Annotated in this window: 16 protein-coding genes and 1 riboswitch; of the genes, 11 read left to right on the forward strand and 5 right to left on the reverse strand. The window is 73.1% G+C overall.

The features are described from left to right. Positions 1-3,089, reverse strand: a 3,089-nt coding sequence (locus EES43_RS25890; RefSeq protein WP_164493279.1) for an RHS repeat domain-containing protein, incomplete at its 3' end; no start/stop codon positions are given. Between the two features lie 517 nt (positions 3,090-3,606). Between EES43_RS25890 and EES43_RS25900 the strand changes: the two genes are divergently transcribed. The 7 genes from EES43_RS25900 (at position 3,607) to EES43_RS25930 (ending at position 15,673) form a co-directional block, all read left to right on the forward strand. After that, positions 3,607-5,088 (forward strand): amidase, encoded by a 1,482-nt coding sequence (locus EES43_RS25900; RefSeq protein ID WP_124270971.1) that lies wholly within the window; start codon positions 3,607-3,609, stop codon positions 5,086-5,088. 117 nt (positions 5,089-5,205) lie between these two features. Further along, positions 5,206-7,425 carry an NADP-dependent isocitrate dehydrogenase gene (locus EES43_RS25905; RefSeq protein ID WP_124270972.1) on the forward strand — a complete coding sequence of 740 codons (2,220 nt, stop codon included), beginning with the start codon at positions 5,206-5,208 and terminating at the stop codon, positions 7,423-7,425. Positions 7,426-7,759: 334 nt separating this feature from the next. Continuing rightward, positions 7,760-9,343 carry a sulfite oxidase gene (locus tag EES43_RS25910; protein WP_124270973.1) on the forward strand — a complete coding sequence of 528 codons (1,584 nt, stop codon included), beginning with the start codon at positions 7,760-7,762 and terminating at the stop codon, positions 9,341-9,343. 183 nt (positions 9,344-9,526) lie between these two features. After that, on the forward strand, positions 9,527-10,174 hold the full coding sequence (locus EES43_RS25915) for a fasciclin domain-containing protein (RefSeq protein ID WP_124270974.1): 648 nt from the start codon (positions 9,527-9,529) through the stop codon (positions 10,172-10,174). A 555-nt stretch (positions 10,175-10,729) separates the two neighbouring features. After that, on the forward strand, positions 10,730-12,298 hold the full coding sequence (locus tag EES43_RS25920) for a DUF4331 domain-containing protein (RefSeq protein WP_124270975.1): 1,569 nt from the start codon (positions 10,730-10,732) through the stop codon (positions 12,296-12,298). Between the two features lie 220 nt (positions 12,299-12,518). After that, a complete protein-coding gene (locus tag EES43_RS25925; protein ID WP_241192537.1) occupies positions 12,519-13,880 on the forward strand; it encodes a tetratricopeptide repeat protein in 1,362 nt (453 codons plus the stop codon). Then, positions 13,877-15,673, forward strand: a complete 1,797-nt coding sequence (locus tag EES43_RS25930; RefSeq protein WP_206430124.1) for a nickel transporter — start codon at positions 13,877-13,879, stop codon at positions 15,671-15,673. Before EES43_RS25925 ends, EES43_RS25930 begins: the two co-directional genes overlap by 4 nt. Before the next feature lie 66 nt (positions 15,674-15,739). Here EES43_RS25930 and EES43_RS25935 read toward each other — a convergent pair whose 3' ends face one another. From EES43_RS25935 to EES43_RS25945, 3 genes are all read right to left on the reverse strand, one after another. Next, positions 15,740-17,389, reverse strand: coding sequence for an FAD-dependent monooxygenase (locus EES43_RS25935; protein WP_124270976.1), 1,650 nt, complete (start codon positions 17,387-17,389; stop codon positions 15,740-15,742). 101 nt (positions 17,390-17,490) lie between these two features. Beyond that, positions 17,491-18,381 carry an oxygenase MpaB family protein gene (locus EES43_RS25940; protein WP_124270977.1) on the reverse strand — a complete coding sequence of 297 codons (891 nt, stop codon included), beginning with the start codon at positions 18,379-18,381 and terminating at the stop codon, positions 17,491-17,493. 53 nt (positions 18,382-18,434) lie between these two features. Further along, complete coding sequence (locus EES43_RS25945; protein WP_124270978.1) at positions 18,435-19,499, reverse strand: lipoate--protein ligase family protein; 1,065 nt, start codon at positions 19,497-19,499, stop codon at positions 18,435-18,437. Between the two features lie 234 nt (positions 19,500-19,733). Here EES43_RS25945 and cobF point away from each other — a divergent pair, with 234 nt between their 5' ends. Next, positions 19,734-20,525 carry a precorrin-6A synthase (deacetylating) gene (gene cobF / locus EES43_RS25950; RefSeq protein ID WP_124270979.1) on the forward strand — a complete coding sequence of 264 codons (792 nt, stop codon included), beginning with the start codon at positions 19,734-19,736 and terminating at the stop codon, positions 20,523-20,525. 149 nt (positions 20,526-20,674) lie between these two features. Here cobF and EES43_RS25955 read toward each other — a convergent pair whose 3' ends face one another. Next, complete coding sequence (locus tag EES43_RS25955; RefSeq protein ID WP_124270980.1) at positions 20,675-20,872, reverse strand: hypothetical protein; 198 nt, start codon at positions 20,870-20,872, stop codon at positions 20,675-20,677. A gap of 551 nt (positions 20,873-21,423) precedes the next feature. After that, positions 21,424-21,570: riboswitch (cobalamin riboswitch) on the forward strand. Between the two features lie 185 nt (positions 21,571-21,755). On the opposite strand from EES43_RS25955, the gene metE reads away from it, so the two are divergent. The 3 genes from metE to EES43_RS25970 all read left to right on the forward strand — a co-directional run bounded on the left by metE (position 21,756) and on the right by EES43_RS25970 (position 26,780). Then, complete coding sequence (gene metE / locus EES43_RS25960) at positions 21,756-24,080, forward strand: 5-methyltetrahydropteroyltriglutamate--homocysteine S-methyltransferase (protein WP_124270981.1); 2,325 nt, start codon at positions 21,756-21,758, stop codon at positions 24,078-24,080. Positions 24,081-24,249: 169 nt separating this feature from the next. Beyond that, a complete protein-coding gene (locus tag EES43_RS25965; RefSeq protein WP_124270982.1) occupies positions 24,250-25,071 on the forward strand; it encodes a (2Fe-2S)-binding protein in 822 nt (273 codons plus the stop codon). A gap of 284 nt (positions 25,072-25,355) precedes the next feature. Then, positions 25,356-26,780, forward strand: a complete 1,425-nt coding sequence (locus EES43_RS25970; protein WP_124270983.1) for a lysine N(6)-hydroxylase/L-ornithine N(5)-oxygenase family protein — start codon at positions 25,356-25,358, stop codon at positions 26,778-26,780. The last annotated feature ends 120 nt before the right edge of the window (positions 26,781-26,900 follow it).

Genomic DNA, 26,900 nt, shown 5'->3' on the forward strand with positions numbered 1-26,900 from the left:
CCCTCGGTGTCGTAGGAGTAGGCGGTCGCGGTCCGCCTCTCGCCGCCGTCGTTGTACGTGGCGGTTTCGCCGACGAGTTGCCGCTCAGGGGTGTAGGTGTAGGCGTGTTCGGCGATGACCCTGCCGCCGGGCGCGGTGTGCTTCTCGCCGGTGGGCAGGCCCGCGTCGTTGAAGGTGTAGGCGCTCGCCGCACCGTTGCCACGATCGATCCTCGCCAACCGCCCGGCGGCGTCGTGGATGTAGGAGACCCTGGCGAGTTCCCTGCCGTGGCGGGTCTGGACGGCCGTCGTCATCCGGCCGGTCCTCCGGTCGTAGGCGTAGGCGGTGACCGCGCCCGTGTGGTCGGTGACACTGGCGACCTTGTCGTCGTCGGTGTAGGTGTACGCGGTCTTCTTCCCGCCCGGGTCGGTCCGCTCCTTCAGCATGCCGTTCGGATAGTGGCTGAAGGCGATCTTCGTGCCGGCCTCGTTCTCGGCGAACCACACCGCGTTCCGCTCCCCGGTGACCGGGTCGTAGGAGGTACGCACATGCTCGCGCCGGTCGCCCGGGGCGTCCTTGGGCGACGTCCACGACTCGGTCGTCCGCCCGGCCTGGTCGCCGCGCCGGTGGGCGACCGAACCGTCCGGCAGAGTCACCGACTCCACAAGCCCGTCGAGACGGCTGTAGACCGTGGTCCTGGTCCCTCCACCTCCTGGCAGCGACACGTCCTCGGGGCGGCCGGCCGCGTCGAAACCGGTCTTCCAGCCCTCGGTCGACTGACCGCCCTTCGACAGCTTCTTGTGCGTCCTGTTCCCGAACGCGTCCAGGATGTACTCCGCCTTCACCTCCGCAGGGGAACCGGTGTCCGCGCCGGAGCCGGAGTCCGGGCCCGTGCCGCCCTGTCTGGGGGTGAGGGTTTCGGTCTCCGGCAGACCGGCCGGGGTGTAGGCGTACGCGAGGGTGTACGGGCTCGTACCGTCCTGGGAGCGGGTGGGATTGCCGAAGGCGTCGTACGCGGTTTCCACGGTGGTGCCGGGGGTGCCGTCGCCGTAAGCGGTCTCGTCCTTGACCGGGTTGCCCTCGTCGTCGGAGATCGTGGTACGGGTCACCGCCGGTTTGTCCGCGCCTGCGGGGACCGTACGACGGGTGGTGGCCCCGGCGACGTCGTCGTAGCCGCTGAGCGCGACCGTGCCGTCGGGGGTTGTGGTCCTGGCGGCACGGCCCCACGCGTCGTGATCGGTCGTGGTCTCCCGGCCGCCCGCGTCGACGGCCTTGGTCTGCCGGCCGTAACGGTCGTACTCCGCGGCTGACGTCTGCCGCCACCGGCCGTCGGGCAGCATCGCGCCCCGCCCGCCGTCGGCGGACGGCTGGTAGTTGGACTGGGTGGTCTGTTCGCGGCCGAGTTCATCCGTCACGGAACGGGTGGCGAACCCGTCCGACGCGCGCCGGCTTGTCACCGACGTTCCGCCCCTTTCCGCGCCACCGCCCTGCCATGTCCCGTACGACGTGGTCGTGACGGTGCCCTCGGCGGTGGACGACCTCACCGGCCGGTCGCCGATGTCGTACTCCACGGTCGACGCGGCCCGGTCACCCGCCTTCCGCGACAACGTCGCGCCACTGGCCAGGTCCGAGACCGTTGTGGTCGTCACTTCGTCCGCGCCGGTCACCGCGTCCGTACGCCGGCCCACGTTCTCCGCGTCCCTGTCGACCGAGGACCGGGTGGACGTGACCGCGGGTCCGGGGTTCCCGCCCGCGGCGGCGGGGTCACCGGTCACCGTCGACTTCGCGATCTCACCGGCCAGTTCGCCGCCCTGGTACGCGAACTCCTCGACCGAGACCGTGCGCAGTTCGCCCGTGGCGTCCTTCGCGGCCTTCGTCACGGTCCTGGCGATGGCCTTGCCGTCACCGGTCAGGGTGTCCTCCACCACCCGGCGGGCTCCGTCCACCGTGTCGCGCGTCTCCGTATGCACCGGAATCGAGTGAGGTCCGTACCGCGTGGTCGTCTCCACCCCGCCTTGGACCAGGCTCTTCTGACGGCCCATCCCGTCGAAGGCCGACACGGCCTCCGACACCTTCGACCGCGACGGGTTCAGCGGATCGGTCGTCGTCACCCTCACCCGCGACGGCATCTGGTAATCGCCCGGCGCGTCCTTCACTCGCGGCGGTGCGCCGTCCGCCTTCTCTCCCGGATACGAGAACTCCGTCCGCGAGACCTCCTTCACCTGCGAACCCAGCCGGACCCGCACGGTCTCGCTCTTCCGCAGGTGCAGTGCGTTGTACGAACGCTCCACCTCCTGCCCGTTGGTCTGGGCGAACCGCACCCGGTACGAGAACGAGCCGTCGCCCGAGTTCTCCAGCCGGTCGCCGCCGTCCGCGCAGCACTGGGGGCAACCCGTGTAGTTCCGGACCCCGTTCGCGCCGTCCGGGTCCAGACTCACCTTCACCGGATCGACGAGCTGCCGGTTGTCGCCGCCCTTCACCTCGAAGCCCGAGACCGCCAGCACGCCGCCGGAACGCGGCTCCGACTCCTGGTACTGGAGCAACGTCCTGGCACCCGTCGGCGACGTGATGACCGAAGGTACGAACACCCGGTCCGCGCCCTTCGGCTCCCACTCCACCCGCGTCGTGTCCTCACCGGGACCCGTCACCGACGCCACGCGTCCCTGCGACAACACGACCACCGTCTGCGGCGCCTTCGCCTGCCCCCAGCGCCTGGGCGAGGTGAACGTCACCTTCGAGCCCTTGTTCTTCACCGACAGCTTCGAGCCCCACCCGCCGGTCACCGACTCCAGCAGGTGCCTTCCGTTGATCACCTTCCACGCCAGCTTCGAGACATGGCCGAAACGGTCCTGGACCGCGACCACGTCACCGGCAACGTCGAAGAAGGTCCGCGAGCCGTCCTTCGACGACTCCAGCACATACGCGTGCGCGACCGGGAGAGGCCCCGCCGCCGCGCGGAACTGCACGTCATCGAGCTTGTAGCCCTTGAGGCCCGACGGCGCCGACGCGTCCATGACGTGCTCGCCCGACGGCAGAACCACTCTTCCCCGCTCCAGGTCCACGAACGGCAGCCCCAGGGACATCCCCCGCCCCAGCGCGAACCGGTCCACCCCGCGACCGCCAGGCCCTGCGAGAACTGCGCCTTCACCTCCAGCACCGAACCCGCAGGGCCCGAGACCCGTCCCAGCCCCGGCGCGAGCCGTGCCTCGCCCGTACGTTCGTCCACCGCGCCACCGATCGAGGACAGGGCCGCGGACAGCGATCCGGCGCCAGTCGCCGAGGAAGCCGAGAAGGAGTCGGCAGAGGTTGCCGACGCCGGACGCCCACGGCAGGGACGCGCCCAGCGCCACCGAGACGCACGACGCCACGACACGGCCTCCTACTCGGCCATGCAGCACAGAGAACTCCTCACGACCGACGGCTCCGGCCGAGCACGCGCGGTGACCGGCACGCCAGGGCCTCGGGTGTCCGGCCGGCGGCCGGGGCCGTGCGTTCCGGCGGCGGCCCGAGCGCCCTCGGCCGGAACGCTTGAGCGGGACGCCACCTCTCGTTACTCTCCAGTAATGACATGCGGGTGCGGCCGGGACTCCGGCGGATCCCCGCGGCCACGAGGGAGGCGGCACGCCCATGTCCTCAGCTGAGCCCACCGAACAGACCGGCCCGCGCGGCCGGACGCCGGCCCGTCCGCAGGCCGCGCGGCCTGCCGGGCCCGGACCGCTGCCAGGTCTCGCGCAGAGCGCGCACCGCCTCGCCGCCGGCGAGACCACGTCCACCGCCCTCGTGTCCGACGCCCTCGCCCGCATCGAGGCGACCCAGTCCTCGCTCAACGCCTTCCGCCACCTGCGCGCCGAGGCGGCCCTGGCCGAGGCCGCCGACGCCGACCGGCGGCTCGCCGCGGGGGAGCGGCTGCCGCTCCTCGGGGTGCCGGTCGCCGTCAAGGACGACACCGATGTGGCGGGTCTGCCGACGCACTTCGGCTGCTGTGGCGAACTGCCGGCGGCGGTCGGCGACAGCGAGGCCGTGCGCCGGCTGCGCGCCGCCGGTGCCGTCGTCGTGGGCAAGACCAACTCCTGCGAACTGGGCCAGTGGCCGTTCACCGAGGGGCCCGCGTTCGGGGTCACGCGCAATCCCTGGAACACCGATCACACCCCGGGCGGCTCCTCGGGCGGTTCCGCCGCGGCCGTCGCCGCCGGTCTGGTGCCCGCCGCCCTCGGTTCGGACGGGGCGGGCTCCGTCCGCATCCCTGCCGCCTGGACGCACCTCGTCGGCATCAAACCGCAGCGCGGCCGGGTCTCGGTGCACCCGTACAGCGACGCCTTCCAGGGCCTCACCGTCAACGGCCCCCTCGCCCGCACGGTCGGCGACGCCGCGCTCCTCCTGGACGCCGTCGCGGGCGCCCACCCCGAGGACCGCCACCGGCCCCCGGCCGTGCGCGCGGTGCGGGCCGCCCGCCGCGACCCGGGCCGGCTCCGTATCGCCCTCGCCTGGCGGCCCCCGCTCACCCTCAGCGGCGCGGCGCCGGACCCCGAGGTGCGGCGGGCCGTGACCGCGCTCGCCGAAGCGCTCGCCCGGCTCGGCCACCACGTCGAGGAGGCCCGACCCCGGTACGGCCTGATCGGCCTGGCCTTCGTGCCCCGCGCCACCGCCGGCATCGCCGAGTTCGCCGCCCGCCACCCGGACCCGTCGCTGCTCGACCCCCGTACGCGCAGCGCCCTGCGCACCGGGACAAGGCTCGGCGGCCGGGTGGTCCGCGCCGCGCGTGCCCGCGAGGTGCGCCAGCACCGTCGTATCGGGCACTTGTTCGACGGGAGAGGGTTCGACGTGCTGCTCACGCCGACCACGGCCGCTCCGCCGCCCCGGATCGGCGCCTTCGACCGGCTCGGCGCGTGGCGCACCGACGTGGCGATGGCCGCCGCCTGCCCGTACGCCTGGCCGTGGAACGTCCTCGGCTGGCCCGGCGTCAATGTCCCGGCCGGCTTCACCCGCTCCGGGCTGCCCGTGGGGGCCCAGCTGCTCGGACCCTCCCGCAGCGAGGAACGCCTGATCGCGCTGGCCGCCCAGCTGGAGGACGACCGCCGCTGGTTCGATCACCGGCCGCCCGTCCGGTAGCCCGCGCGCGGCCCGGCGGAGGGCCGCGAGGAGTGGTACGGGGGCCTTGTGGAGCCCGGGACGGCGACGAGATATCTTGATGTCAAGCAATGTTGCAGACGTGGAGCGGAGCACCCGGTGACTGACTCGACCATCATCTATACGCACACCGACGAGGCCCCTGCCCTGGCGACCTATTCGCTCCTCCCCGTCGTGGAGGCGTACGCCTCGACCGCGGGGGTCACGGTGGAGCGCCGTGACATCTCCCTCGCGGGGCGGATCATCGCCGGCTTCCCGGAGCGTCTGAAGGCCGACCAGCGTATCGATGACGCACTCGCCGAGCTCGGCGAGCTGGCCAGGACTCCCGGCGCGAACATCATCAAGCTGCCGAACATCTCGGCGTCGATCCCGCAGCTCAAGGCAGCGATCGCCGAGCTCCAGGAGCAGGGCTACGCGCTCCCGGACTACCCGGACGACCCGCGGACCGACGAGGACAGGGACGTCCGCGCCCGCTACGACAAGGTCAAGGGCAGCGCCGTGAACCCGGTGCTGCGCGAGGGCAACTCCGACCGGCGCGCCCCGGCCTCCGTCAAGAACTACGCCAAGGCGCACCCGCACCGCATGGGCGCCTGGACGGCCGACTCGAAGACGAACGTGGCGACCATGGGCGTCGACGACTTCCGCTCCACCGAGAAGTCCGCGGTGATCGCCGAGGACGGCTCGCTCCGCATCGAGCTGCACGGCGACGACGGCACCACGACCGTGCTGCGCGAGTCCGTCCCCGTCCTCAAGGGCGAGGTCGTCGACGCGGCCGTCATGCGCGTCGCCGCGCTGCGCGAGTTCTTCACCGCTCAGGTCGCCCGCGCCAAGGCCGAGGGCGTGCTGTTCTCCGTGCACCTCAAGGCCACGATGATGAAGGTCTCCGACCCGATCATCTTCGGCCACGCCGTACGCGCCTTCTTCCCGAACACCTTCGCCAAGTACGGCGACGTCCTCATCGCCGCGGGCCTCACCCCGAACGACGGCCTGGGCGGCATCCTCAAGGGCCTGGACTCCCTCGACGCCGGCGCCGAGATCCGCGCGTCCTTCGAGGCCGAGCTCGCCGACGGCCCCGCCCTCGCGATGGTCGACTCCGACAAGGGCATCACCAACCTGCACGTCCCCAGCGACGTCATCGTGGACGCCTCGATGCCCGCCATGATCCGCACCTCGGGTCACATGTGGGGCCCCGACGGCAACGAGGCCGACACCATCGCCGTCCTCCCGGACAGCAGCTACGCCGGTGTCTACCAGGTCGTCATCGACGACTGCCGCGCCAACGGCGCCTTCGACCCGTCGACCATGGGCTCCGTGCCCAACGTCGGTCTGATGGCGCAGAAGGCCGAGGAGTACGGCAGCCACGACAAGACCTTCGAGATCCCGGCCACCGGCACCGTGCGCGTCGTCTCCGCCGACGGCACCGCCGTCCTGGAGCAGGCCGTCGGCGCCGGGGACATCTTCCGGATGTGCCAGACCAAGGACGCGCCGATCCAGGACTGGGTCAAGCTCGCCGTCACCCGCGCCCGTGCCACCGGCACCCCGGCCGTCTTCTGGCTGGACGCGGGCCGCGCCCACGACGCCAACCTCATCGCCAAGGTCACCACGTACCTCGCCGACCACGACACGGACGGCCTGGACATCTCCGTCAAGACGCCGGAGGAGGCCACCGCCTTCTCCCTGGAGCGCATCCGCCGCGGCGAGGACACCATCTCCGTCACCGGCAACGTGCTGCGCGACTACCTGACCGACCTCTTCCCGATCCTGGAGCTCGGCACCAGCGCGAAGATGCTCTCGGTCGTCCCGCTGATGAACGGCGGCGGACTGTTCGAGACGGGCGCGGGCGGCTCCGCCCCCAAGCACGTCCAGCAGCTCGTCAAGGAGAACTACCTGCGCTGGGACAGCCTGGGCGAGTTCCTGGCCCTCGCGGTCAGCTTCGAGCACCTGGCCACGACCACGGGCAACGCGCGGGCCCAGGTCCTCGCCGACACCCTGGACCGGGCGACCGGCACCTTCCTGAACGAGGACAAGTCGCCGAGCCGCAAGCTGGGCGGCATCGACAACCGCGGCAGCCACTTCTACCTGGCGCTCTACTGGGCCCAGGAGCTGGCGCGGCAGACCGACGTCGCGAAGCTCGCCGAAGCGTTCGCGCCGCTGGCCCGGACGCTGGCCGAGCAGGAGGAGACCATCGTCGCCGAACTGATCGCGGTGCAGGGCTCCTCGGTCGACATCGGCGGCTACTACCAGCCCGACCCGGCGAAGGCCGAGGCCGTCATGCGCGCCTCCGCCACCTTCAACAAGGCGATCGCGAGCCTCGCCTGACGTCGCGTCACGCGGCGCGCCGCGGCGCGTGGCGTATCGTGCGAGGAGTGATGTGACGTACGGGGCGGGGGCCACCCGCCGGCCGCCTCCGCCCCGTACGGTTCCGTAGTGCTCCGCCCCGGCCGGCCCCGTGCCCGCCGGGGCGGAGCGCGTTCCGGCGGGCACGGGCCCGGTTGGGCCGGGAACGCGGTGCGTACCACCTGCCCCCGGACGCCCGCCGTGGCTCCTTCGCTACGGGGCACCCCTTTATCCCATCGCCGGGCGTGATGTACGGCGAACCCGAATTCCTCACGTGATCGGGTGAACGACCAATCCGCCAGTCGCACGGCTCCGAATGACGACCGTGAGGATCACCCGGACAGCCCTGACCCGCGGAACGCTCGCAGCCCTGAGCGGACTGCTGGCGGGATTCGCTTCGCTGACCGTCGCCGAGCTGGTCTCGGCGGCCGTCAGGCCCGAGGCGAGCCCCGTCACCGCGGTCGGCGGTGCGGCCATCGATCGGACGCCCGCCGGTGTGAAGGACTGGGCCATCCGGAACTTCGGTGAGAACGACAAGTTCGTCCTGCAACTCGGCATCGTCGTCGTACTCGCCCTCTTCGCCGTCGTCGTCGGCCTGTTGGCCCTGCGTCACCGGCGTACCGGATCGGCCGCCGTCCTGGTCTTCGGCGCGGTCGGTGCGGCGGCGGCCGTCAGCCGGCCCGACTCCACCGGAGCGGTCGACGCGCTTCCCTCCCTGGTGGGCGCGGTCGCGGGGGCCGTCCTGCTGTACGTCCTGGCCGGCCGGCTCACGCAGTCGCGCGCGGTCGCGGGGGAGCGGCCGGAAAGCGGCTGGGACCGGCGCGGCTTCCTCCTCGCGGCCACCGCCGCTGCCGCCGCCTCCACCGCCGCCGGGGCCGTGGGGCGGACACTCAACGGCAGGAGCAGCCAGGACGCCATCGCCTCCCGCGCCGCCGTGAAGCTGCCCGCACCGGTCTCGCCCGCGCGGCCGATCCCGGCGGGCGCACGGCTTCGGGTGCCCGGCATCAGCTCGTTCACCACGCCCAACGACCGCTTCTACCGGGTCGACACCGCACTCGTGGTGCCCAAGGTCGACGCGAACAGCTGGCGACTGCGCATCCACGGCCAAGGAGTGCGGCGTGAGCTGGAGTTCACCTATCAGGACCTGCTGAACCGTCCGCTGATCGAACGGGAGATCACCCTCACCTGCGTGTCGAACGAGGTCGGCGGACCCTACGTCGGCCACGCCCGGTGGATCGGCGTCCGGCTGGCCGACCTGCTGAAGGAGGCGGGTGTGAAGTCGCCGTCCCGGGGCGGCCCGGCCGATCAGCTCGTCTCCCGGTCCGTGGACGGCATGACCCTCGGCACCCCCGTCGAGGACGTCATGGACGGCCGGGACGCGATGCTCGCCCTGGGCATGAACGGCGAACCGCTCCCCTTCGTCCACGGGTTCCCCGTCCGCATGATCGTCCCCGGCCTCTACGGATACGTCTCGGCGTGCAAGTGGATCGAGGACATCGAACTCACCACCTTCGACGACTACGACCCGTACTGGGTGAAGCGCAAGTGGGCCAAGAGGGCCCCGATCAAGACCCAGTCCCGGATCGACACCCCCAAGCCCTTCGCGCGCCCCCAGGCCGGCACCGTCGTGGTCGCCGGAGTGGCGTGGGCCCAGCACCGCGGTATCGACAAGGTCGAGGTCCGCGTCGACGACGGACCCTGGCGGCCCGCCCAACTCGCCGAACAGGACACCGTCGACACCTGGCGCCAGTGGTCCTACCCCTGGAAGGCGACACCCGGCGGCCACACGATCACCGTCCGCGCCACCGACGCCACGGGCGAGGTGCAGACCGAGAAACGCACCCGCACCATCCCCGACGGCGTGAGCGGCCGGCACTCCGTGGTGGTCACCGTCGACTGACCCCACGCCCCAACAGACTTTCCGTCCCGAGAGGTTGCCGGATAAGCCCGGCGACGCCTTTCCACCCCGTCCACCTCATCCGTTCCCTCGTTCCCCCTCCCTCCGTCCCTTCTGATCCTTCCGCCCCTCTCCCCTTCCGTTCCTTCCCTTCCCTTCCGTTCCAAACGATCCAGGAGAACTCCCATGAACGCCCTTCGCCACCGCCGCGCCTCCGTCGCCGTCGTCGCCGCCGTCCTGCTCCCCCTCAGCCTGACCGCCTGCTCCCAGGACAGTTCGGACAAGGCGTCCGACCGCTCGTCCATGGCCGAGTCCGCCCCGGCCGACTCGGCGCCGGCCGACGGCGACAACGCCTCGGCGGACAAGCCGTTCGGCTCGGCCTGCGCGAGCGTTCCGAAGGACGGCGCGGGCAGCTTCGGTGGCATGGCCAAGGACCCGGTCGCCACGGCCGCCTCGAACAACCCCGCCCTGTCCACCCTGGTCACGGCCGTGAAGAAGGCCGGCCTGGTCGACACCCTGAACAACGCCCAGAACATCACCGTCTTCGCGCCGACCAACGACGCCTTCGCCAAGATCCCGGAGGCCGACCTCAACAAGGTCCTCAACGACAAGGAGATGCTGACCAAGATCCTCACCTACCACGTCGTGGGCGAGAAGGTCACCCCGACGCAGCTGGAGAGCGGCACCTTCGACACGCTGGAGAAGAGCCCGCTGACCACGGCCGGCTCCGGCGAGTCCTTCAAGGTCAACGACTCCGCGAGCGTCGTCTGCGGGAACGTGCCCACCGCCAACGCCACCGTGTACATCATCGACTCGGTCCTGATGCCCAAGTAGCCCAAGCAGTCGAAGGGCTTCGACCACCCGCAGCCCTCGCGAACCACCTCCAGCACCCCCGCAGACCGCCCCGCCGCGGCGCGACCGGACGTCAGCTCCCGGTCCCGTCCGCGGTGGGGCATTCTGCATCCCTCCGTCCTTATCTCCGGCGCGGCGCAACGTTGTTGCGCATGATGTGCAATAAGCTCGCCCAGGCACACGGACGGACACCCGCGGGCACGGGTGGACACGACTGGCCCAACGTCCGGCGTGGCGTGATCCACGGATTCCACCGCCGCGCCCGGGATCCCTCCGCCGCGCTCATCAGCGCAAACGCCCACGACCACCACCACTCGCGGCCCTCGCCGTCGGCGAGACGGGGCCCGAAGCGGCCCCGGGACGTGCTTCGCTGACGGTCCGACGACCGGCGAGGGGCCTGTTCCCTCGTGGAAGCCGCCCGGACGCCTGTCCCGCCCGCTGGGTCGTCGCTCAACTCCCACTTTCCTGTTGCGGCACCCCGTACCCGCGCGGCCTTCGGCCCGCGGGCGGGGTGTTCCGTCGCCGAGAGGATTCGCCGTGACGTCCCCCTCCCCGAGGCCGCGCAGCCGACGTGCCCTCGACCACTCCCTCATCGTGCTCGGTGCCGGCGCGCTGGCCACCGGCCTCACCGTCCTCACCCTGGCCCCGGGCATCAGCGCCGCGTCCAGCCACCGCGAGGCCCCGCTGATCGCGGGCGACCCGCGGGCGGACAACACCGACGTCTACGCGTTCACCAGCCCCGACCGGGCCGACACCGTGACGCTGATCGCCAACTGGATCCCGTTCGAGGAGCCCAACGGCGGCCCGAACTTCTACCAGTTCGCGGACGACGCCCGCTACCACATCAAGATCGACAACACGGGTGACGGAAACGCCGACACCACCTACACCTGGAGGTTCCGGACCACCGTCCGCGACGCGGCCGGCCAGTTCCTCTACAACACCGGCCCGGTCACCTCGCTGAACGACCCGGACCTCAACATCCGCCAGTTCTACGACCTGACGGTGACCACCGCGCGCGGCACGTCCACCCTGCTCCGCTCGGTGCCGGTCGCACCCTCCCACGTCGGCCGGGCGTCCATGCCCGACTACGGCGTGCTGCGCTCGCAGGCGCTGCGCCGCCTTCCCGGAGGCGGGAAGGCGTTCGCCGGACAGGCCGAGGACCCGTTCTTCGCCGACCTGCGCGTCTTCGACCTGCTCTACGGCGGCGACCTGAGCGAGCGCGGCCAGGACACCCTGGCCGGCTACAACGTCAACTCCGTCGCGCTCCAGATCCCGAAGAGGGCCCTCGCCCTGCGGGGCAACGTCGCACGCAACCCCGTCGTCGGCGTCTGGTCGACCACCGAGCGCGGAGGCGTCGAGGTCAGCAGCTCCCGCGCCGCCAAGCCGTCCGGCTGGAAGCAGGTCTCCCGCCTCGGCAACCCGCTGGTCAACGAGGTCGTCGTCCCGCTCAAGTACAAGGACGCCTTCAACACCCTGAACCCCAGCCAGGACCGCACGGTCCAGCCCGTCGTCGACAAGGTGCTGGACCCGATCCTGCCGAAGCTGATCCAGAAGGTGTACGGCGTCCCCGCGCCGGCGACCCCGCGCAACGACCTCGCCGAGATCTACCTCACCGGCATCTGCAAGGTCTGCGGTCCGATCAAGGCCGACCTGAACGCGCACCGGCTCAACAAGGACGCTCCGCTGCGGAAGATCGTGCCCGCCGAGGAACTGCGCCTGAACATGGCCGTGCCGCCGACCGCCGCACCGCAGCGGCTCGGCGTACTCGCGGGCGACCTGGCCGGCTTCCCGAACGGCCGCCGCCTGACCGACGACGTCATCGACATCTCGCTCCAGGCTGTCGAAGGAGCCGCCCAGACCGGCGAGTTGGTCCCGGCTCTCGCCGAGGGCGACAAGGTCGACACCAACGAGGTGCCGTTCGGCCGGAGCTTCCCCTACCTGGGGCTCCCGCATTCCACGAGCGTCAACGCGGGCCCCTCGGGCAGTTCCGGACAGCAGTCCGCGATGACCCACTCCAACGCCGCCTTCATCGGCGGCGCGGGCGCTCTGCTCCTCGGCGCGGGCGGCCTGCGCCTGCGCCGTCGCCGCCACACCGCCGGCTGACCCTGGCCGGCCCCGCCGGGACGCGGTCACGATGTGCCGCGCCCGGCGTCCGGGCGGAGCCGCTGAGGCTCCGCCCGGACGACCGGCCCGCGCAACTCGCCCGCACAACCCGTCCGGACAACCCGACCCGCCTTGCCGACCCGTCCTGCCGACCCGTCCTGCCGATGCCGATGCCTATCCGTTTCGCCGATCCGCCCGTCGCCCGACCCAGGGAGAGCCCGTGCCCGCCGACGACCCCCGCACCCGCTTCCGCCTCCGCGGCGGCCTGCGCAGCACGACGGTCGTGCTCGCCCTGGGAGCGGCCCTGTTCAGCCTCGGCGCCCTGGGGCCGGTCCCGCGTTCCGGCCCAGCCGCCGCGCCCGCCGGAGCACCGGCTGCCTCCGCAGGGACCCCGGCCGCGCGCGGCGGCGGCCCCGACGCCACGGTCGAGTCCCTGCGTGCCCGGGTACGCCGCCTGCCCTCCGACGCCGAGGGCTGGGCCGCCCTGGGCATGGCCTACGTACAGCAGGCCCGCAGCACCGCCGATCCGGCGACGTACGGACGGGCCGAGGCGGCGCTGCGGCGGTCCCTGGACGTCCAGCCCTCGGGCAACGCCCCCGCCGCCACCGGCATGGGCGCCCTCGAAGCGGCCCGCCACCGCTTCGGCCACGCGCTCACCTGGGCCCGCCGGGCCGTCGAGGCCAACCCCTACAGCGCCCCCGCTCACGGCGTGCTGGCCGACGCGCTCACCCAACTCGGGCGCTACGAGGAGTCGTTCGAAGCGGTCCAGCGCATGTGCGACCTCAAACCGGACAGCGCGGCACTGGCCCGCGCCTCCTACAGCTGGGAGTTGCGCGGCGACACCGGTCGGGCCGTCGAGTTGATGACCCGCTCACTCGGGGCCGCCGGAACCCCGGCGGAGACCGCCTTCGCCCGTACCCACCTCTCCACCCTTGCTCTGGAGTCCGGCCGGGCCCAGGCCGCCCTGCGGCACGCCGAGGCCGGCCTCGCCGCCGTGCCCGGCGACGCGGCCCTCCTGGAGGCCCGCGCCCGCGCCCGTACCGTCCTCGGCCAAACCCCCGGGGCCGTCGCGGACTTCACGGCGGCGCTCGCCGTCGCCCCGCTCCCGCAGTACCTGCTCGGCCTCGGCGACCTCCGGCTCTCCGTCGGCGACACGGCGGGGGCCGAGGCGCAGTACGACGTCCTGCGCGCCCAGGAGACCCTGCGACGCAGCGGCGGGGAGGCGGCGGACGCCGACGCGATCCTGTTCGAGGCCGACCACGGCGACCCGGCGACGGCCGTCCGGATGGGCCGGACCGCCGTGCGGGAGCGGCCCTTCCTGGCCGTCCACGACGCGCTCGGCTGGGCCCTCCACCGGGCCGGCCGCGACCGGGAGGCGCTGGAGCAGGCCGACTCGGCCCTGCGGCTCGGCACCGCCTCGGCCCCGTTCCACTACCACCGCGGGCTGATCAACCGCGCACTCGGCCAACCGGAGGCCGAGCACGCCGACCTGCGCCGCGCCCTCGCCATCGACCCCCGCTTCCACCCCGTCCACGCCCCTCGGGCCCGTACCGCGCTCAGCAGAATCGGATCCACCCGATGAACCGAACCTCTCTCCGCCTGACGGCACTCGGAGCCCTCGCCGCGGCGACGGCCCTGCCGCTGCTCGCCTGCGCCCCGGCCGCACACGCCCATCCGCTCGGCAACTTCACCGTCAACCACCACACCGGTCTGACCCTGCTCCCGGACGCCGTGGAGGCCCGCGTCGTCGTCGACCGCGCCGAGATCGCCGCCGCCCAGGAACGACCCCTCGTCGACCGCGACCACAACGGCCGTGTCGACCGCGCCGAATCGCGCGCGTACGCCGCCGGCAGCTGCACCGCGCTGGCCGAGCGGCTGCACGTGGACGTCGGCGGCGCGTCCCTGCGATGGACGGCGGACCGGGGCGACTTCGTCTACGTACCGGGAGAGGCGGGGCTGCGGACCAGCAGGCTCAGTTGCGCCCTCCGCGCCCCGGCCGACCTGCGTGCCCCGGCCTCCGTCGCCGTGCGCACGGACTACGACTCCCGTCGGGTCGGCTGGCAGGAGATGACCGCGCGCGGCCGGGGCGTGACCCTGAGCCGGTCGTCCCTTCCGGCCGTCTCGCCCACCGACGAACTGCGACGCTATCCGGCGGATCCGGCGGCGACACCGCTCGACCAGCGGTCCGCCGAACTGCGTTCCGTGCCCGGCGGCGGGTCGGCGGGCGGCGCGGCCTCCTCGGTCCTGCCGGGCGCGGGGCCGGTCGGCGGGGTGCTGGAGCGGATCTCCGCCGCGTTCGACGACCTCGTAGGCGCCCGTGAACTCACCGTTCCGGCCGGCCTGTTGGCTCTGCTACTCGCTCTGGTGCTCGGCGCCTCGCACGCGGTGCTGCCCGGCCACGGCAAGACGATCATGGCGGCCTACCTCGCGGGCCGCCGGGGAACGCCGCGCGACGCGGTCACCGTGGGCGTCACGGTCACGTTCACCCACACGGCAGGCGTGCTCGTGCTGGGCCTGGCGCTGCCCCTGGCGACGACGCTCGCCGGGGAGACCGTGCTGACCTGGCTCGGCCTGACCAGCGGCCTCCTCGTCACCGGCATCGGCCTGTGGCTGCTGCGCTCGGCCCTGGGCAAGGGCGGCGGGCACGGTCATGGGCACAGCCATGGCCACGGGCACAGCCACGGGCACGGTCGCCATCACCACCACGGTCACAGCCACACGCACACCCACGGCAACGGCCACACCCCCCATGCGCACGACCACGACCGTGCCCAGGGTCACGCCCACGATCATGATCACGCTCACAGCCACGGCCCGCACGAATCCCACCACCCGGCCCCCGTTCCCACCGCCCTCCGCTCCCTCCCCGGCCGTCGCACCAGCGGCGAGACCCGGGCCGCAGCCGAACCCCGAACCAGCGGCGGCCTCCTCGCACCGCCTCGGCCCCCGGACACCGATCCCGACCGCGCCGCCGAAACGCACACTCCGGACTCCGGGACGCACACTCCCGATGTCGGGAAGACCCGGCGGCGGCGAGGCTCCCCGCGCGCCGGTCTCATCGGGATGGGGATCGCCGGAGGGCTGGTCCCGAGCCCGTCCGCGCTCGTCGTACTGCTCGGTGCGGTCGCCCTCGGCCGTACCGCCTTCGGCGTCCTGCTCGTGATCGGTTACGGCCTGGGCATGGCGCTCACCCTGACGGCGGCGGGCCTGCTCCTGGTCCGGCTGCGCGACCGCTTCGGCACCCGCGCCGTGGCGTTCGCCCGGCACCGGGAACCGCTCAGGCGGCTCGCCCGCATCGGGCCCGCCGCCTCGGCGCTGCTCGTACTCGTCGTCGGCGTCCTGCTCACCCTGCGCGCCTCCGCCGGACCCTGGTGAAGCAGCCGACCCCCGGACCTCAGGGATGCCGCCCCACAGGAGGGGCCGCCGAAGGGAGCAGAGCCGTCAGCCGCCGAAGACCCGGCGCAGCGACGCGGTCAACTCGCTTACCGTCGGCGGAGAGAGACGGGCACTCAGGTATCCGTCGGGTCGCACCACGAACGCGGTCGGCTCCCGGACACCGAACAGCCGCGCGAACTCTCCGGCGCTGTCCCGATACCAGGGGAGTCCTGTCTCCGCATCGAGCGCACCAGGCGCGTCGGCGGGCAGGATGACGCACGCCTCCATGAGCCCGTCGGACAACTCGCGTGCGGCTGCGGCGAGATCGGCCGCCGTGTCGCCCGCCGGATGGCGGCCGTGGACGAGCAGCACATGCCCGCGCCCGCGCAGCAGGTCGTAGAGCCGCGACGGGTACGCGGCGATGCCGTCCGTCAGACCGCCGCAGTCCGGCACCCGGTCGCCGGGCCGGAGGGACGCGTCGTCGCCCGTCGGCAGCGGCAGGACCAGGGGTCCGTCCCGGTAGCCGACGAGGAGTTGGGCCTCGCGGAGCAGGAGGGTCGCCGGGTCCGACGGATCCGCCTGTACGCCCTCGGCGGCGTGGCGGACGGTCCGGCCGACGACCTCCTCGCCGACCGGGCGCCGCTCTTCGTCGTAACTGGCCAGCAACCGGGGCCTCGGCACGTCGCCGGCCGCCGACGCCAGCTTCCAGGCGAGGTTGCAGGCGTCCTGGATTCCGGTGTTCATGCCCTGCGCGCCGGTCGGCGGGTGGATGTGCGCCGCGTCGCCGGCCACGAAGACCCGCCCCTCGCCGTAACGGTCCACCAGACGGTGGCTGATCCGGAACACCGACGACCAGCGCAGCGCGGACGCGGTGACCGGCTGCGGAGCCAGCCGGTCCAGCACCTTCTGGATGTCGGCGAGCGTGGGCGCGGTGCCGCCCTCCAGTCCGTGGGCGACGCCCTCGCCGTCGTCCGGCCCGCCCGCGTCGCGGTGGGCGGCGGACAGCTCCGGCGGCACCATCATCGACATCCGGTAGCGGCCGGCCCCGGGCAGCGGGATGCAGACCAGCAGGTCGTCGATCGTGCCGTCGCCGGTACGGTGAGTGGAGCGCACTCCGTAGCCGGACGGCAGGTCCCAGCCCACCTCCACGTCGGCGAGCATGTACTCCTCGGGGAAGGCCCCGCCCTCGAAGGACAGCCCGAGCCCCTTGCGCACCACGCTGTGCGCGCCGTCGCACCCGACCAGGAACCGCGAGCGGACCTCCTCGCCGCCGTACGCCGTGGTCAGCCGGCTCGTCACCCCGGTGCCGTCCTGGGTGAAGGAGACCAGCTCGGCGGAGCGCTCGACACCGGTCCCGAAGCGCCCCAGGAACTCCTCCAGCAGGCGTTCGGTCTCGTACTGCGGAAGCGACGCGAAGCCGTACGGCACCTCCGGCGGCAGCGAGAGGTCGAACCTGCCCTGCTCGACGCCGTTGACGTAGGTCAGCTGGCCGCGCATCGCGATCGCCGCTTCCAGCGCCTCGCGCACCAGCCCCATCCGGTCCCAGATCTCCAGGGTGCGCGGCTGGACGCCCACCGCCTTCGCGAACGGCAGCCGGGCCGGGAGCCGGTCGACGATCCGGCAGGAGGCCCCCGCGCGCCGCAGCTCGGCCGCGAGCGTCAGCCCGACCGGCCCCGCTCCGGCGATCAACACGTCCGTCGTTCCGCTGCGCTCCACCGGTGCCTCCCGACACGAGCCCCCGGGCGGGCGTACGCCCTCGTCTCATCGTCGCCCGGCGGAGCCCGTCCGGCATCCGGGCGTCCGGCCCGGGAACCGGCCTACGCGACGGGAGGCGCGGCTGCGGTGACGGGCGGCCGGGCAGCCATGGCCCAGCGGATGATCCTGGTGAGGGCCCGGCCGGTGGGCCGTACGAAGACCTCCCCGACGACCGGAGCCAGCGGCAGACGCAATGCTTCCCGGGCCCACGGCGGCAGCGCGGCCACCGCGTTCGCGGCGAGGACGGCGTACGGGAGACGGGCCGCCCAGGGAAGCGGCGGGTGCAGCAGGATGAACCGCGCCGCGTCCAGGGCCTCCCGGCCGGCGTGCAGCTCCGGGAGGTAGGCGGCCATACGCGCGGCCAGCTCCGCCCTGTCGCGCGGCGGGTCGGGGACGCCGAGGGCGAGAGCCACGGTGGCCATGTCGTCGATGTACGCGTCGCAGCCCGCGCCGTCCAGCGGCCGGGCCCCGTAGCGCTGGTGCGCGCGGAGGAAGCTGTCCACCTCCGCGATGTGCACCCAGCACAGCAGGTGCGGATCGGCGGCGTGGTACGACGCCCCGGACACAGCCGTGCCGCGCACCCTCTCGTGCACCGCCCGTACGCGCTCGACCGCGTCGCTCGCGTCGGACGCGGTGCCGAACGTGGTGACCGCCAGGAACGTGCTGGTGCGCTGGAGCCGGCCCCACGGGTCGCCTCGATAGCCGGAGTGCCCCGCCACGGCCGCCATCGCCAGCGGGTGGAGGGACTGCAGGAGCAGGGCCCGCAGCCCGCCGATGAACATGGACGCGTCCCCGTGCACCTGTCGGATCGGCCGGTCCTCGCCGAACCAGCGCGGCCCCGGCGTGCCGTGGATACGGGCCCGGTTGGCGGGGCCGGAGGGACCCGCGACCCTGGCGAAGAGGCCGTCGCCCAGCCGCTTCCGCGCTCGGGCGATCCGTACGGCCATGTCCATGACTCCAGTATGCCGTGCCCTCTCCGGCCCTCCCCGCCGTCGACGGGCCCGGCCTACGGCACCCGGGCCGTCCACTCCGGCGTGCCGAACTTCGTGGCGACCAACTTCTCGGCGCGCGCCGCCTCCGCGTCGGTGACCCGGCCCGCGGTGAGGCCGTGCCGCCTGCGGAAGGACGCGATCATGCGCTCGATGACGACCTGCCGGGGGAGCCCGGTCTGCCGCCGCAGCGGGTCCACCCGCTTCTTCGCGGACCGGGTGCCCTTGTCGGACATCTTCTCCTTGCCGATGCGCAGGACCTCCAGCATCTTGTCGGCGTCGATGTCGTACGACATGGTCACGTGGTGCAGGACCGCCCCCGGGCCGCCGCCGGGCCCGACCATCCGCTTCTGGGCCGCTCCGGCGATCTTGCCGACCTCGGTCGCGATGTCGTTGAGCGGCTGGTACCACGCCTTGATGCCCATGTCCGCGAGGGCTTCGAGTACCCAGTCGTCCAGATAGGCGTAACTGTCGGCGAAGGAGAGCCCCGACACCAGCGACTCGGGAACCGACAGCGAGTAGGTGATGGTACTGCTCGGCTCGGCGAACATCGCGCCGCCGCCCGAGATCCGGCGCACGACACTCACCCCGTGCCGCTCGGTGCCCGCCGGGTCGACCTCGTTGCGCAACGACTGGAAGCTGCCGATGATCACCGCCGGGGAGTCCCACTCCCAGACCCGGAGCGTCGGGGGACGGCGGCCCGCGGCGACCTCGGCGGTGATCACCTCGTCCAGCGCCATGTGCAGCGCGGGCGACTGCGGGGCCTCGTGGATCAGCTGCCAGTCGTAGTCGCTCCACTCGGTCGCCTGCGCGAGCGCCCGGCGTACGGCGACGGCGACGCCCTCCGCGCTCAGCCCGAGCATCACGGTCGACTCGGGCAGCGCCGCCTCGATCCGGGCCGCGAGCGCGGCCGTGCCGGTGTGCGCCGGAGCGCCCTCCAGCGCCGCGTCGATCGCCTGGATCGCCTCGTCCGGTTCGAGGAAGAAGTCCCCGGCGACGCGCACGTCGCGCAGCGCCCCGCCCTCCACCTCCAGGTCGACCACCACCAGCTTGCCGCCGGGGATCTTGTACTCACCGTGCACAGCCGTGCCTCCAGCCTCGGGGCCCGGTTCGGTGATGAACCGGACACATGCGGTGGTAACGCTCGGCACCGCGCGGTTCATCCCGCCTGGGCCACCCCGCCCGGGAACGCGGCGGGTGCCTCTAGGGTCGAGTCACGCGCACCGGTAGGAAGCGGCAAGAGCGGCCCGAGCGGAACGATCAGTGAAGAGAAGCTGGAGCGGCCAGAGCAGTGAAGAGCAGGAAGAGCGGCTGACATGAGCGAGGCACCACGCCACATCCTCGTCATCGGCATGGGCGCCGGGGACCCCGACCACCTGACGCTCGCCGCCGTCAAGGCCATGCGCCGGGCGGAGGTGTTCTTCGTGCTCGGCAAGGGCCGGGAGAAGGAGTCGCTGACCCGGCTGCGGCGCGACGTCCTCGACCAGCACCTCACCGGCCCCTACCGGGTCGTGGAGGCGGAGGACCCCTGGCGCGACCGCACCCAGGAGGACCGTGCGCGCTACGCCTCGGCGGTGCGCGACTGGCGTCACCGCCGCGCCGACGTCTGCGAACGCCTCATCATCGAGGAGCTCGCGCCCGGCGGTCGCGGGGCCTTCCTGGTGTGGGGTGATCCGGCGCTGTACGACAGCACCCTCGCCGTCCTGGAGGACATCCGGGCGCGCGGGACGGTCGCGTTCGACCACGAGGTGGTCCCCGGCATCAGCAGCGTCTCCGCCCTCGCCGCCCGCCACCGCACCACCCTCAACCAGGTCGGCCGCCCCATCCACATCACTCCCGGACGGCGGCTGGCCGAGGGTTTCCCGGACGACGACGGCGACATCGTCGTCATGCTCGACGGCCACGAGAGCTTCACCCATCTGACGGGCCGTGACCTGTGGATCTACTGGGGCGCGTACATCGGCACGCCGGACGAGATCCTGGTCTCCGGCCCGCTCGACGAGGTCGCCGGCCGGATCAGCCGCGTCCGTGCCGAGGCCCGTGAGCGGCACGGCTGGATCATGGACACCTATCTGCTGCGCCGCCGTCCCGACCCGGCGGCCGGCTGAGCGTCGGACGGCTCCGGCCGCCGGCCCGAGGTACCGGCCGCCGTCCGGTCCGTGGCGCGCGGTCCGTTACGCCTGGTCCGTTACGCCTGGTCCGCGTCGAGGCGCGGGCGGCGGTACCCGCCGCCCCGCGCCGCCGGACCGGCCGGAGATCAGCTCCGGGACTCGTGCGCCCTGATCACGCCGAGCCCGTGGCCGAGGCTCGGGCACTCGGCGACCAGGTCGTTCCCGCGCACCAGGTACGTGTCGACCCGGCCGTCGGTCGGTCGCTCGACGGCCCGGTACAGCGTGCCGTTCACGGTGATCGTCCAGTCGTCGCCGTCCTGGGCCCACCCGACTGTCTTCTTCATATGGCGCATCCCTCGGTCGTCGCCGCCTCAGGTCGGCGGCAGCGTATTGGCAAGAAGAACGGCCTGTACCGCTCTGCGGTTCCGCCTCTTCTACGCCATTCGGTTACATCTGCGTCACTGTCCCCGCCCGCCACCGACGGCAACCTGACCACATGTCAGCGGGGCGCGGGCGAAGGCGGACCGGCGCGAGGAGCGGAGCCTGCCCGGGACCGGATCTTGCCAGGCTGCCGACCCGGTCCCGGACAGTGATCAGAGGCGCCCGCTCCGCGCCCCTGTGCTGACCATTCGGTGCGGCGGGCGGCGCGGATGGGTGCGGAGGCGAACCGGCCGCACGCATCACCCGCCCGGGTGACGCCGACTGGGCCGGACGGCCGCGCTCCGTGAGGAATCGACGGCGTGGGTGCGACCGGCGGGTCCCGACCGCACCCCGACGCACCGTCCGCCCGTGTCCCATCTCACCGTCCGAAGGATGAACAGCGGTGTGCGCCCGGCGGCCGTCCCTTAGGGTGGCCGGTGCAGCCGGTTCGCCCTGCCCGCCAGGCAGGGTGTCGTAAGAGGGAACCCGGTGGGAATCCGGGACTGCCCCGCAGCGGTGAGTGGGAACGACCGCCGTCATACGCACTGGGCCCGGACGGGCCTGGGAAGCGACGGCCAGTAGGTGTCTGCCCCGGCAGACGCGCCCGCGAGTCCGAAGACCTGCCCGTTGCCCGCACGCGATCGTTCGCGTGCGGAAGTCCCGGTGACCTCGTGGGCGGGTCGGCGTACGTATCAGGCGGAGGGCTGTGCCGACGGCACGAGCCCCCTCCCGCCCGGTTCGTTCACCCCTTCGCGTCCGCGTCCCGTCCCGGGACCAGCAGCAGACACGCTCGCGAAGGAGAGTCACGTGACAGCGAAGCCCGCAGCCGCGGCGGTCCAGGCCACCGTCCACGGCTACCCCCGCCAGGGACGCCACCGCGAACTGAAGAAGGCCGTCGAGGGGTACTGGAAGGGCCGCGTCGACGCCGAAGCCCTCCACGGGACCGCCGCCGGACTGCGCCGGGACACCTGGCGACAGCTCGCCGACGCCGGAGTCCACGAGGTGCCGACCGGCGACTTCTCGTACTACGACCACGTCCTGGACACCAGCGTCATGGTGGGCGCCGTCCCCGAGCGGCACCGCGAGGCGGTCCGCGCGGACGCCCTCGACGGCTACTTCGCCATGGCCCGCGGTACGCAGGAGGTGGCGCCGCTGGAGATGACGAAGTGGTTCGACACCAACTACCACTACCTGGTCCCCGAACTCGGCCCGGACACCGTCTTCACCCCCGACTCCACCCGCCAGGCAGCCCAGTTCGAGGAGGCGCTCGCGCTCGGCCACACCCCGCGCCCGGTGCTCGTCGGCCCCGTCACCTACCTCCTCCTCGCCAAGGCCGCCCCCGGCGTCGCCGCCGGATTCGAGCCGCTGACCCTGCTCGACCGCCTCCTCCCGGTGTACGCGGACGTCCTCGCCGATCTGCGCGCGGCCGGGGCCGACTGGGTCCAACTGGACGAGCCCGCACTCGTCCAGGACCGCACCCCGGCCGAACTCGACGCCGCCGCCCGCGCCTACCGGGACCTCGGCGGCCTCTCGGACCGTCCCCGGCTGCTCGTCGCCTCCTACTTCGGGCGGCTCGGCGAAGCGCTGCCGGTGCTCGCCAAGTCCCCCGTCGAAGGACTGGCCCTGGACTTCACCGAGTCGGGCGCCGGCAACCTCGACGACCTCGCGGCGGTCGGCGGACTGCCCGGCAAGCGCCTGGTCGCGGGCGTCGTCAACGGCCGCAACATCTGGATCAACGACTACGAGAAGTCGCTCGCCACCCTCGGCACGCTCCTGGGCCTGGCCGGCCGGGTCGACGTCGCGGCCTCCTGCTCCCTGCTCCACGTCCCGCTGGACGCGACCGCCGAACGCGACATCGACCCGCAGATCGCGCGCTGGCTCGCCTTCGCCCGGCAGAAGACGGAGGAGATCGTCGTGCTGGCGCGCGGCCTGTCCGGCGGCACGGACAGCATCGCGGCCGAACTCGCGGCCAACCGGGCCGACCTGGCCTCCCGCGCCGGTGCGGCGCTCACCCACGACCCGGCCGTCCGGGCCCGTACGGCGGCGGTCACCGACGCCGACGGACGCCGCTCCCAGCCGTACGCCGAGCGCTCCGCCGCCCAGCGCGCCCACCTCGGCCTGCCCCTGCTGCCGACGACCACGATCGGCTCCTTCCCGCAGACCGCCGAGGTGCGCGCCGCCCGCGCGGACCTGCGGGCCGGCCGTATCGACGAGGCCGGGTACGAGGACCGGATCAAGGACGAGATCCGCGAGGTGCTCTCCTTCCAGGAGCAGGCCGGACTCGACGTCCTGGTCCACGGCGAGCCCGAACGCAACGACATGGTCCAGTACTTCGCCGAACAGCTCACCGGCTACCTCGCGACCCGGCACGGCTGGGTGCAGTCCTACGGCACACGCTACGTCCGCCCGCCCGTCCTGGCGGGCGACATCTCGCGCCCGGCCCCGATGACGGTCCGCTGGACCACGTACGCGCAGTCGCTGACCGAGCGCCCCGTCAAGGGCATGCTCACCGGACCGGTCACCATGCTCGCCTGGTCCTTCGTCCGCGACGACCAGCCGCTCGGCGAGACCGCCCGCCAGGTGGCGCTCGCCCTGCGCGACGAGGTCGCCGACCTGGAGGCGAGCGGTACGTCGGTGATCCAGGTCGACGAGCCCGCGCTGCGCGAGACACTGCCCCTGCGGGCCGCCGAGCACGCCGCGTACCTGGAGTGGGCGACGGAGTCCTTCCGGCTGGCCACCGCCGGAGTGCGGCCGGACACCCAGATCCACACCCACATGTGCTACGCGGAGTTCGGTGACATCGTCCAGGCCATCGACGACCTCGACGCCGACGTCATCAGCCTGGAGGCCGCCCGCTCCCACATGCAGGTCGCCCGCGAACTGGCCGCGCACGGCTACCCCCGCGAGGCCGGTCCCGGCGTCTACGACATCCACTCCCCGCGCATCCCCAGCACCCGCGAGGCAGCCGCCCTGCTCCGCAAGGGACTTGAGGCCATTCCGGCCGAGCGGCTGTGGGTCAACCCCGACTGCGGCCTGAAGACCCGCGGCTGGCCCGAGACCCGGGCCTCCCTGGAGAACCTGGTCGCAGCCGCGCGCGAGGTCCGTGCGGAGCTCCCCGCCCGCGCCGGGTGATCCCTTCCCGGTGCGGGAGGGGCGACCGCCTTTCCCGCACCGGGAGTTGGCGTACGGGAAGCCGATCAGAGGTCCAGGCGCGCCTCACCGGCACCGCCGGCGCGCACCGCCGGCACCGAGACTATAAGGTAAGCCTTACCTGATCACTCCTGAACGACCGGGAAGTCCCGTGCTGCTCACCATCTCCTCGGACGCCACCACCGCCTCGTGGGCCGGACTCGTGTCCGACGCCTACGGCCGACTGGGCCGGGTCTCGTCCCTGGTCCGGATCGTGGCGGGGCCTCCCGAACGGGCGGCCGACGGCGGCGGCTCCTGGACCCCGGCGGACCGGATGGCCGCCGAGCCCGACCGGGTCGCCGCACTCGTGGACGGGGAGGCCCGCCACATCCATGCGGCCTACGGCGCCGAACCCCGGCGCGACGTGGCCGCGACCTGGGCTCTGGAGCGGTACCTGTTCACCGCCGCCCTGGCCTTCAGCGCCCCCTGGTTCCTCGAACGCCGGGTGCCCGCCGTACCGCTCGACCGGATCGGGTACGCCTGGCAGGAGCGCTCCCTGGCGGTGGCCCCCGTAGGCGTCGCCTGCCTGCCCGGCGACCCGGCGGCAGCGCTGCCCGGAGCGCGCACGGCGCCCGACGAGGAGGCGCTGCGCGCCGAGCTGCGCGACACCGTCGCCCGGCACGCCGCACCGGTGCTGGAGGCGTTCGGCCCGCTCGTACGCCGCCGCTCGCGCGCGCTGTGGGCACTGGCCACCGACCAACTGGCCTCGGGAATCATGTACATGGGCCGGTCGCTGGGGGAGGCGTCCATCGCCGCGAGCGCGGCGAACGCCCTCCTGCCGGGCTCCACCGCCCCGTACCAGGGAGCCGCCGACCTGCGCCCGTCGCCGGACCCCGAGATCGGCTACACCCGTACGCGGACCGGCTGTTGCCTCTACTACACGCTTCCGCCCGGCAGCGTCTGCTCGACCTGCCCCCGGGCGGCGCGTCGCTGACACGTGCGCGGGGCGTGGCCGCGTCCGGGCTCCGAAGGCGGCTCCACCCCCTGCGGGCCGCGCCGACGGCCGCGCCGAGAGAGGTGCCGATGCCGCGCGGAGGGAAAGGCTGACGCCATGACGATGCGAAACAGCCGTACCGTTTTGACGTGCGAGTCCCTCCCCGGAGCGGTGGTGGCGGACGGCTCCGGCGCCCGGACGGCGCCGAGGCCGTACGCCGCCGCCGTCACGCCGACGGACCCCCACCGCTCCACCGCCCCCGCACGCACCGCCGGAGGAACCCGATGACGCCCGGACCGCGAACGCCGCCCCTGGACCTGCTGGGTGTGGGCGCAGGCCCCTTCAACCTGTCGCTCGCCGCACTCGCCGACGGCGTGCCCGGCCTGCGCAGCGCCTTCCACGAACAGCGGCCCGCACTCCACTGGCACCCGGGCCTGCTGATCGACGGCGCGACGCTCCAAGTCCCCTTCCTCGCCGACCTGGTGAGCCTGGTCGAGCCGACCAGCCCATGGTCCTACCTCAACTACATCAAGGTCCGCCGCAGGCTCTTCCCGTTCTACTTCGCCGAGCGCTTCCACATACACCGCACCGAGTTCGACAGCTACCTGCGATGGGTGAGCACGGAACTCCCCTCCACGCACTTCGGCCACCGGGTCGACGCGGTCGCCTGGGAGCCCGGGGCAGGCGCGTTCGCCGTGGACTTCACCCGGCTGGGGCCGGACGGCGAGACACGGGCGACCGGGCGGACCCACGCACGCCACCTCGCCCTCGGCGTCGGCACCGCGCCGTACGTCCCCGAGCCGCTCAGGACGCTCGCGCAGGACCCGGCCGCCCCCGTGCTGCACTCCGCGGACTACCTGGCCGAGCGCGACCGGCTGCTGTCGGCCCGACACGTCACCGTCGTCGGCTCCGGACAGTCCGGGGCCGAAGTCCTGCTGGACCTGCTGCGGTTGCGCCCGGTCGGTGCGGAGGGGCTGACCTGGCTCGCCCGCACCCCGGCCTTCGCGCCCATGGAGTACAGCAAGATCGGGCTGGAGCAGTTCACCCCCGACTACACGCGCTACTTCCACGGGCTGCCGCAGGCCACCCGGGACCGGTTGCTCCCCAGCCAGTGGCAGCTCTACAAGGGCGTCAGCGGGGAGACCCTGGGGGACATCCACGACGAGCTGTACCGCCGCAGCCTCGGCGGCGGCTGGCCCGACGTCACCCTGACACCGGGCATCGAGGTCATCGCCGCCGCCGCGACGGGGGACGGGCGCGTCGAGCTCACCGTGGAGCACGGCCAGCAGGAGACCCGGGGCCGCCTGGTCACCGACGCCGTGGTCCTGGCCACCGGCTACCGGGAGCGCCCGGTGGACGCGCTGCTCGCCGGACTGGACCCGTACATCGTCCGTGACGGCGCCGGGCGGCCCCAGGTCGACGAAGCCCAACGACTGGTCCTGGCACCGGAGATCGGCGGTTCCGTCTTCGTCCAGAACGCTGAACGCCACACCCACGGCGTCGGCACGCCGGACCTCGGACTGGCCGCGTGGCGCTCCGCCGTCATCATCAACGCGCTGACGGGCAAGGAGACGTATCCGCTGCCGGACCGGACGGCGTTCACGACCTTCGGCCTCGCCGCCGGCGTACGGGCCGATGCGGACGTTCGGGCCGACGCGCGCCTGCCCGATCCGCCACCCGGCTCCGCCGCCTCGCGTGCCCGGCCGTGAACCGCACGCGGTCCCGCAGCGCTGGTCGCTGCGGGGCCGCGTCGGGGGCCACACCGTCCGGGGCCTGCTCCGGAGCCGCCGACAGGCCCCGGAGCGTCCCGGTGGTACGGCGTCCGGAGG

It is taken from the genome of Streptomyces sp. ADI96-02 (genome assembly GCF_003846185.1).
Lineage (GTDB): Bacteria > Actinomycetota > Actinomycetes > Streptomycetales > Streptomycetaceae > Streptomyces.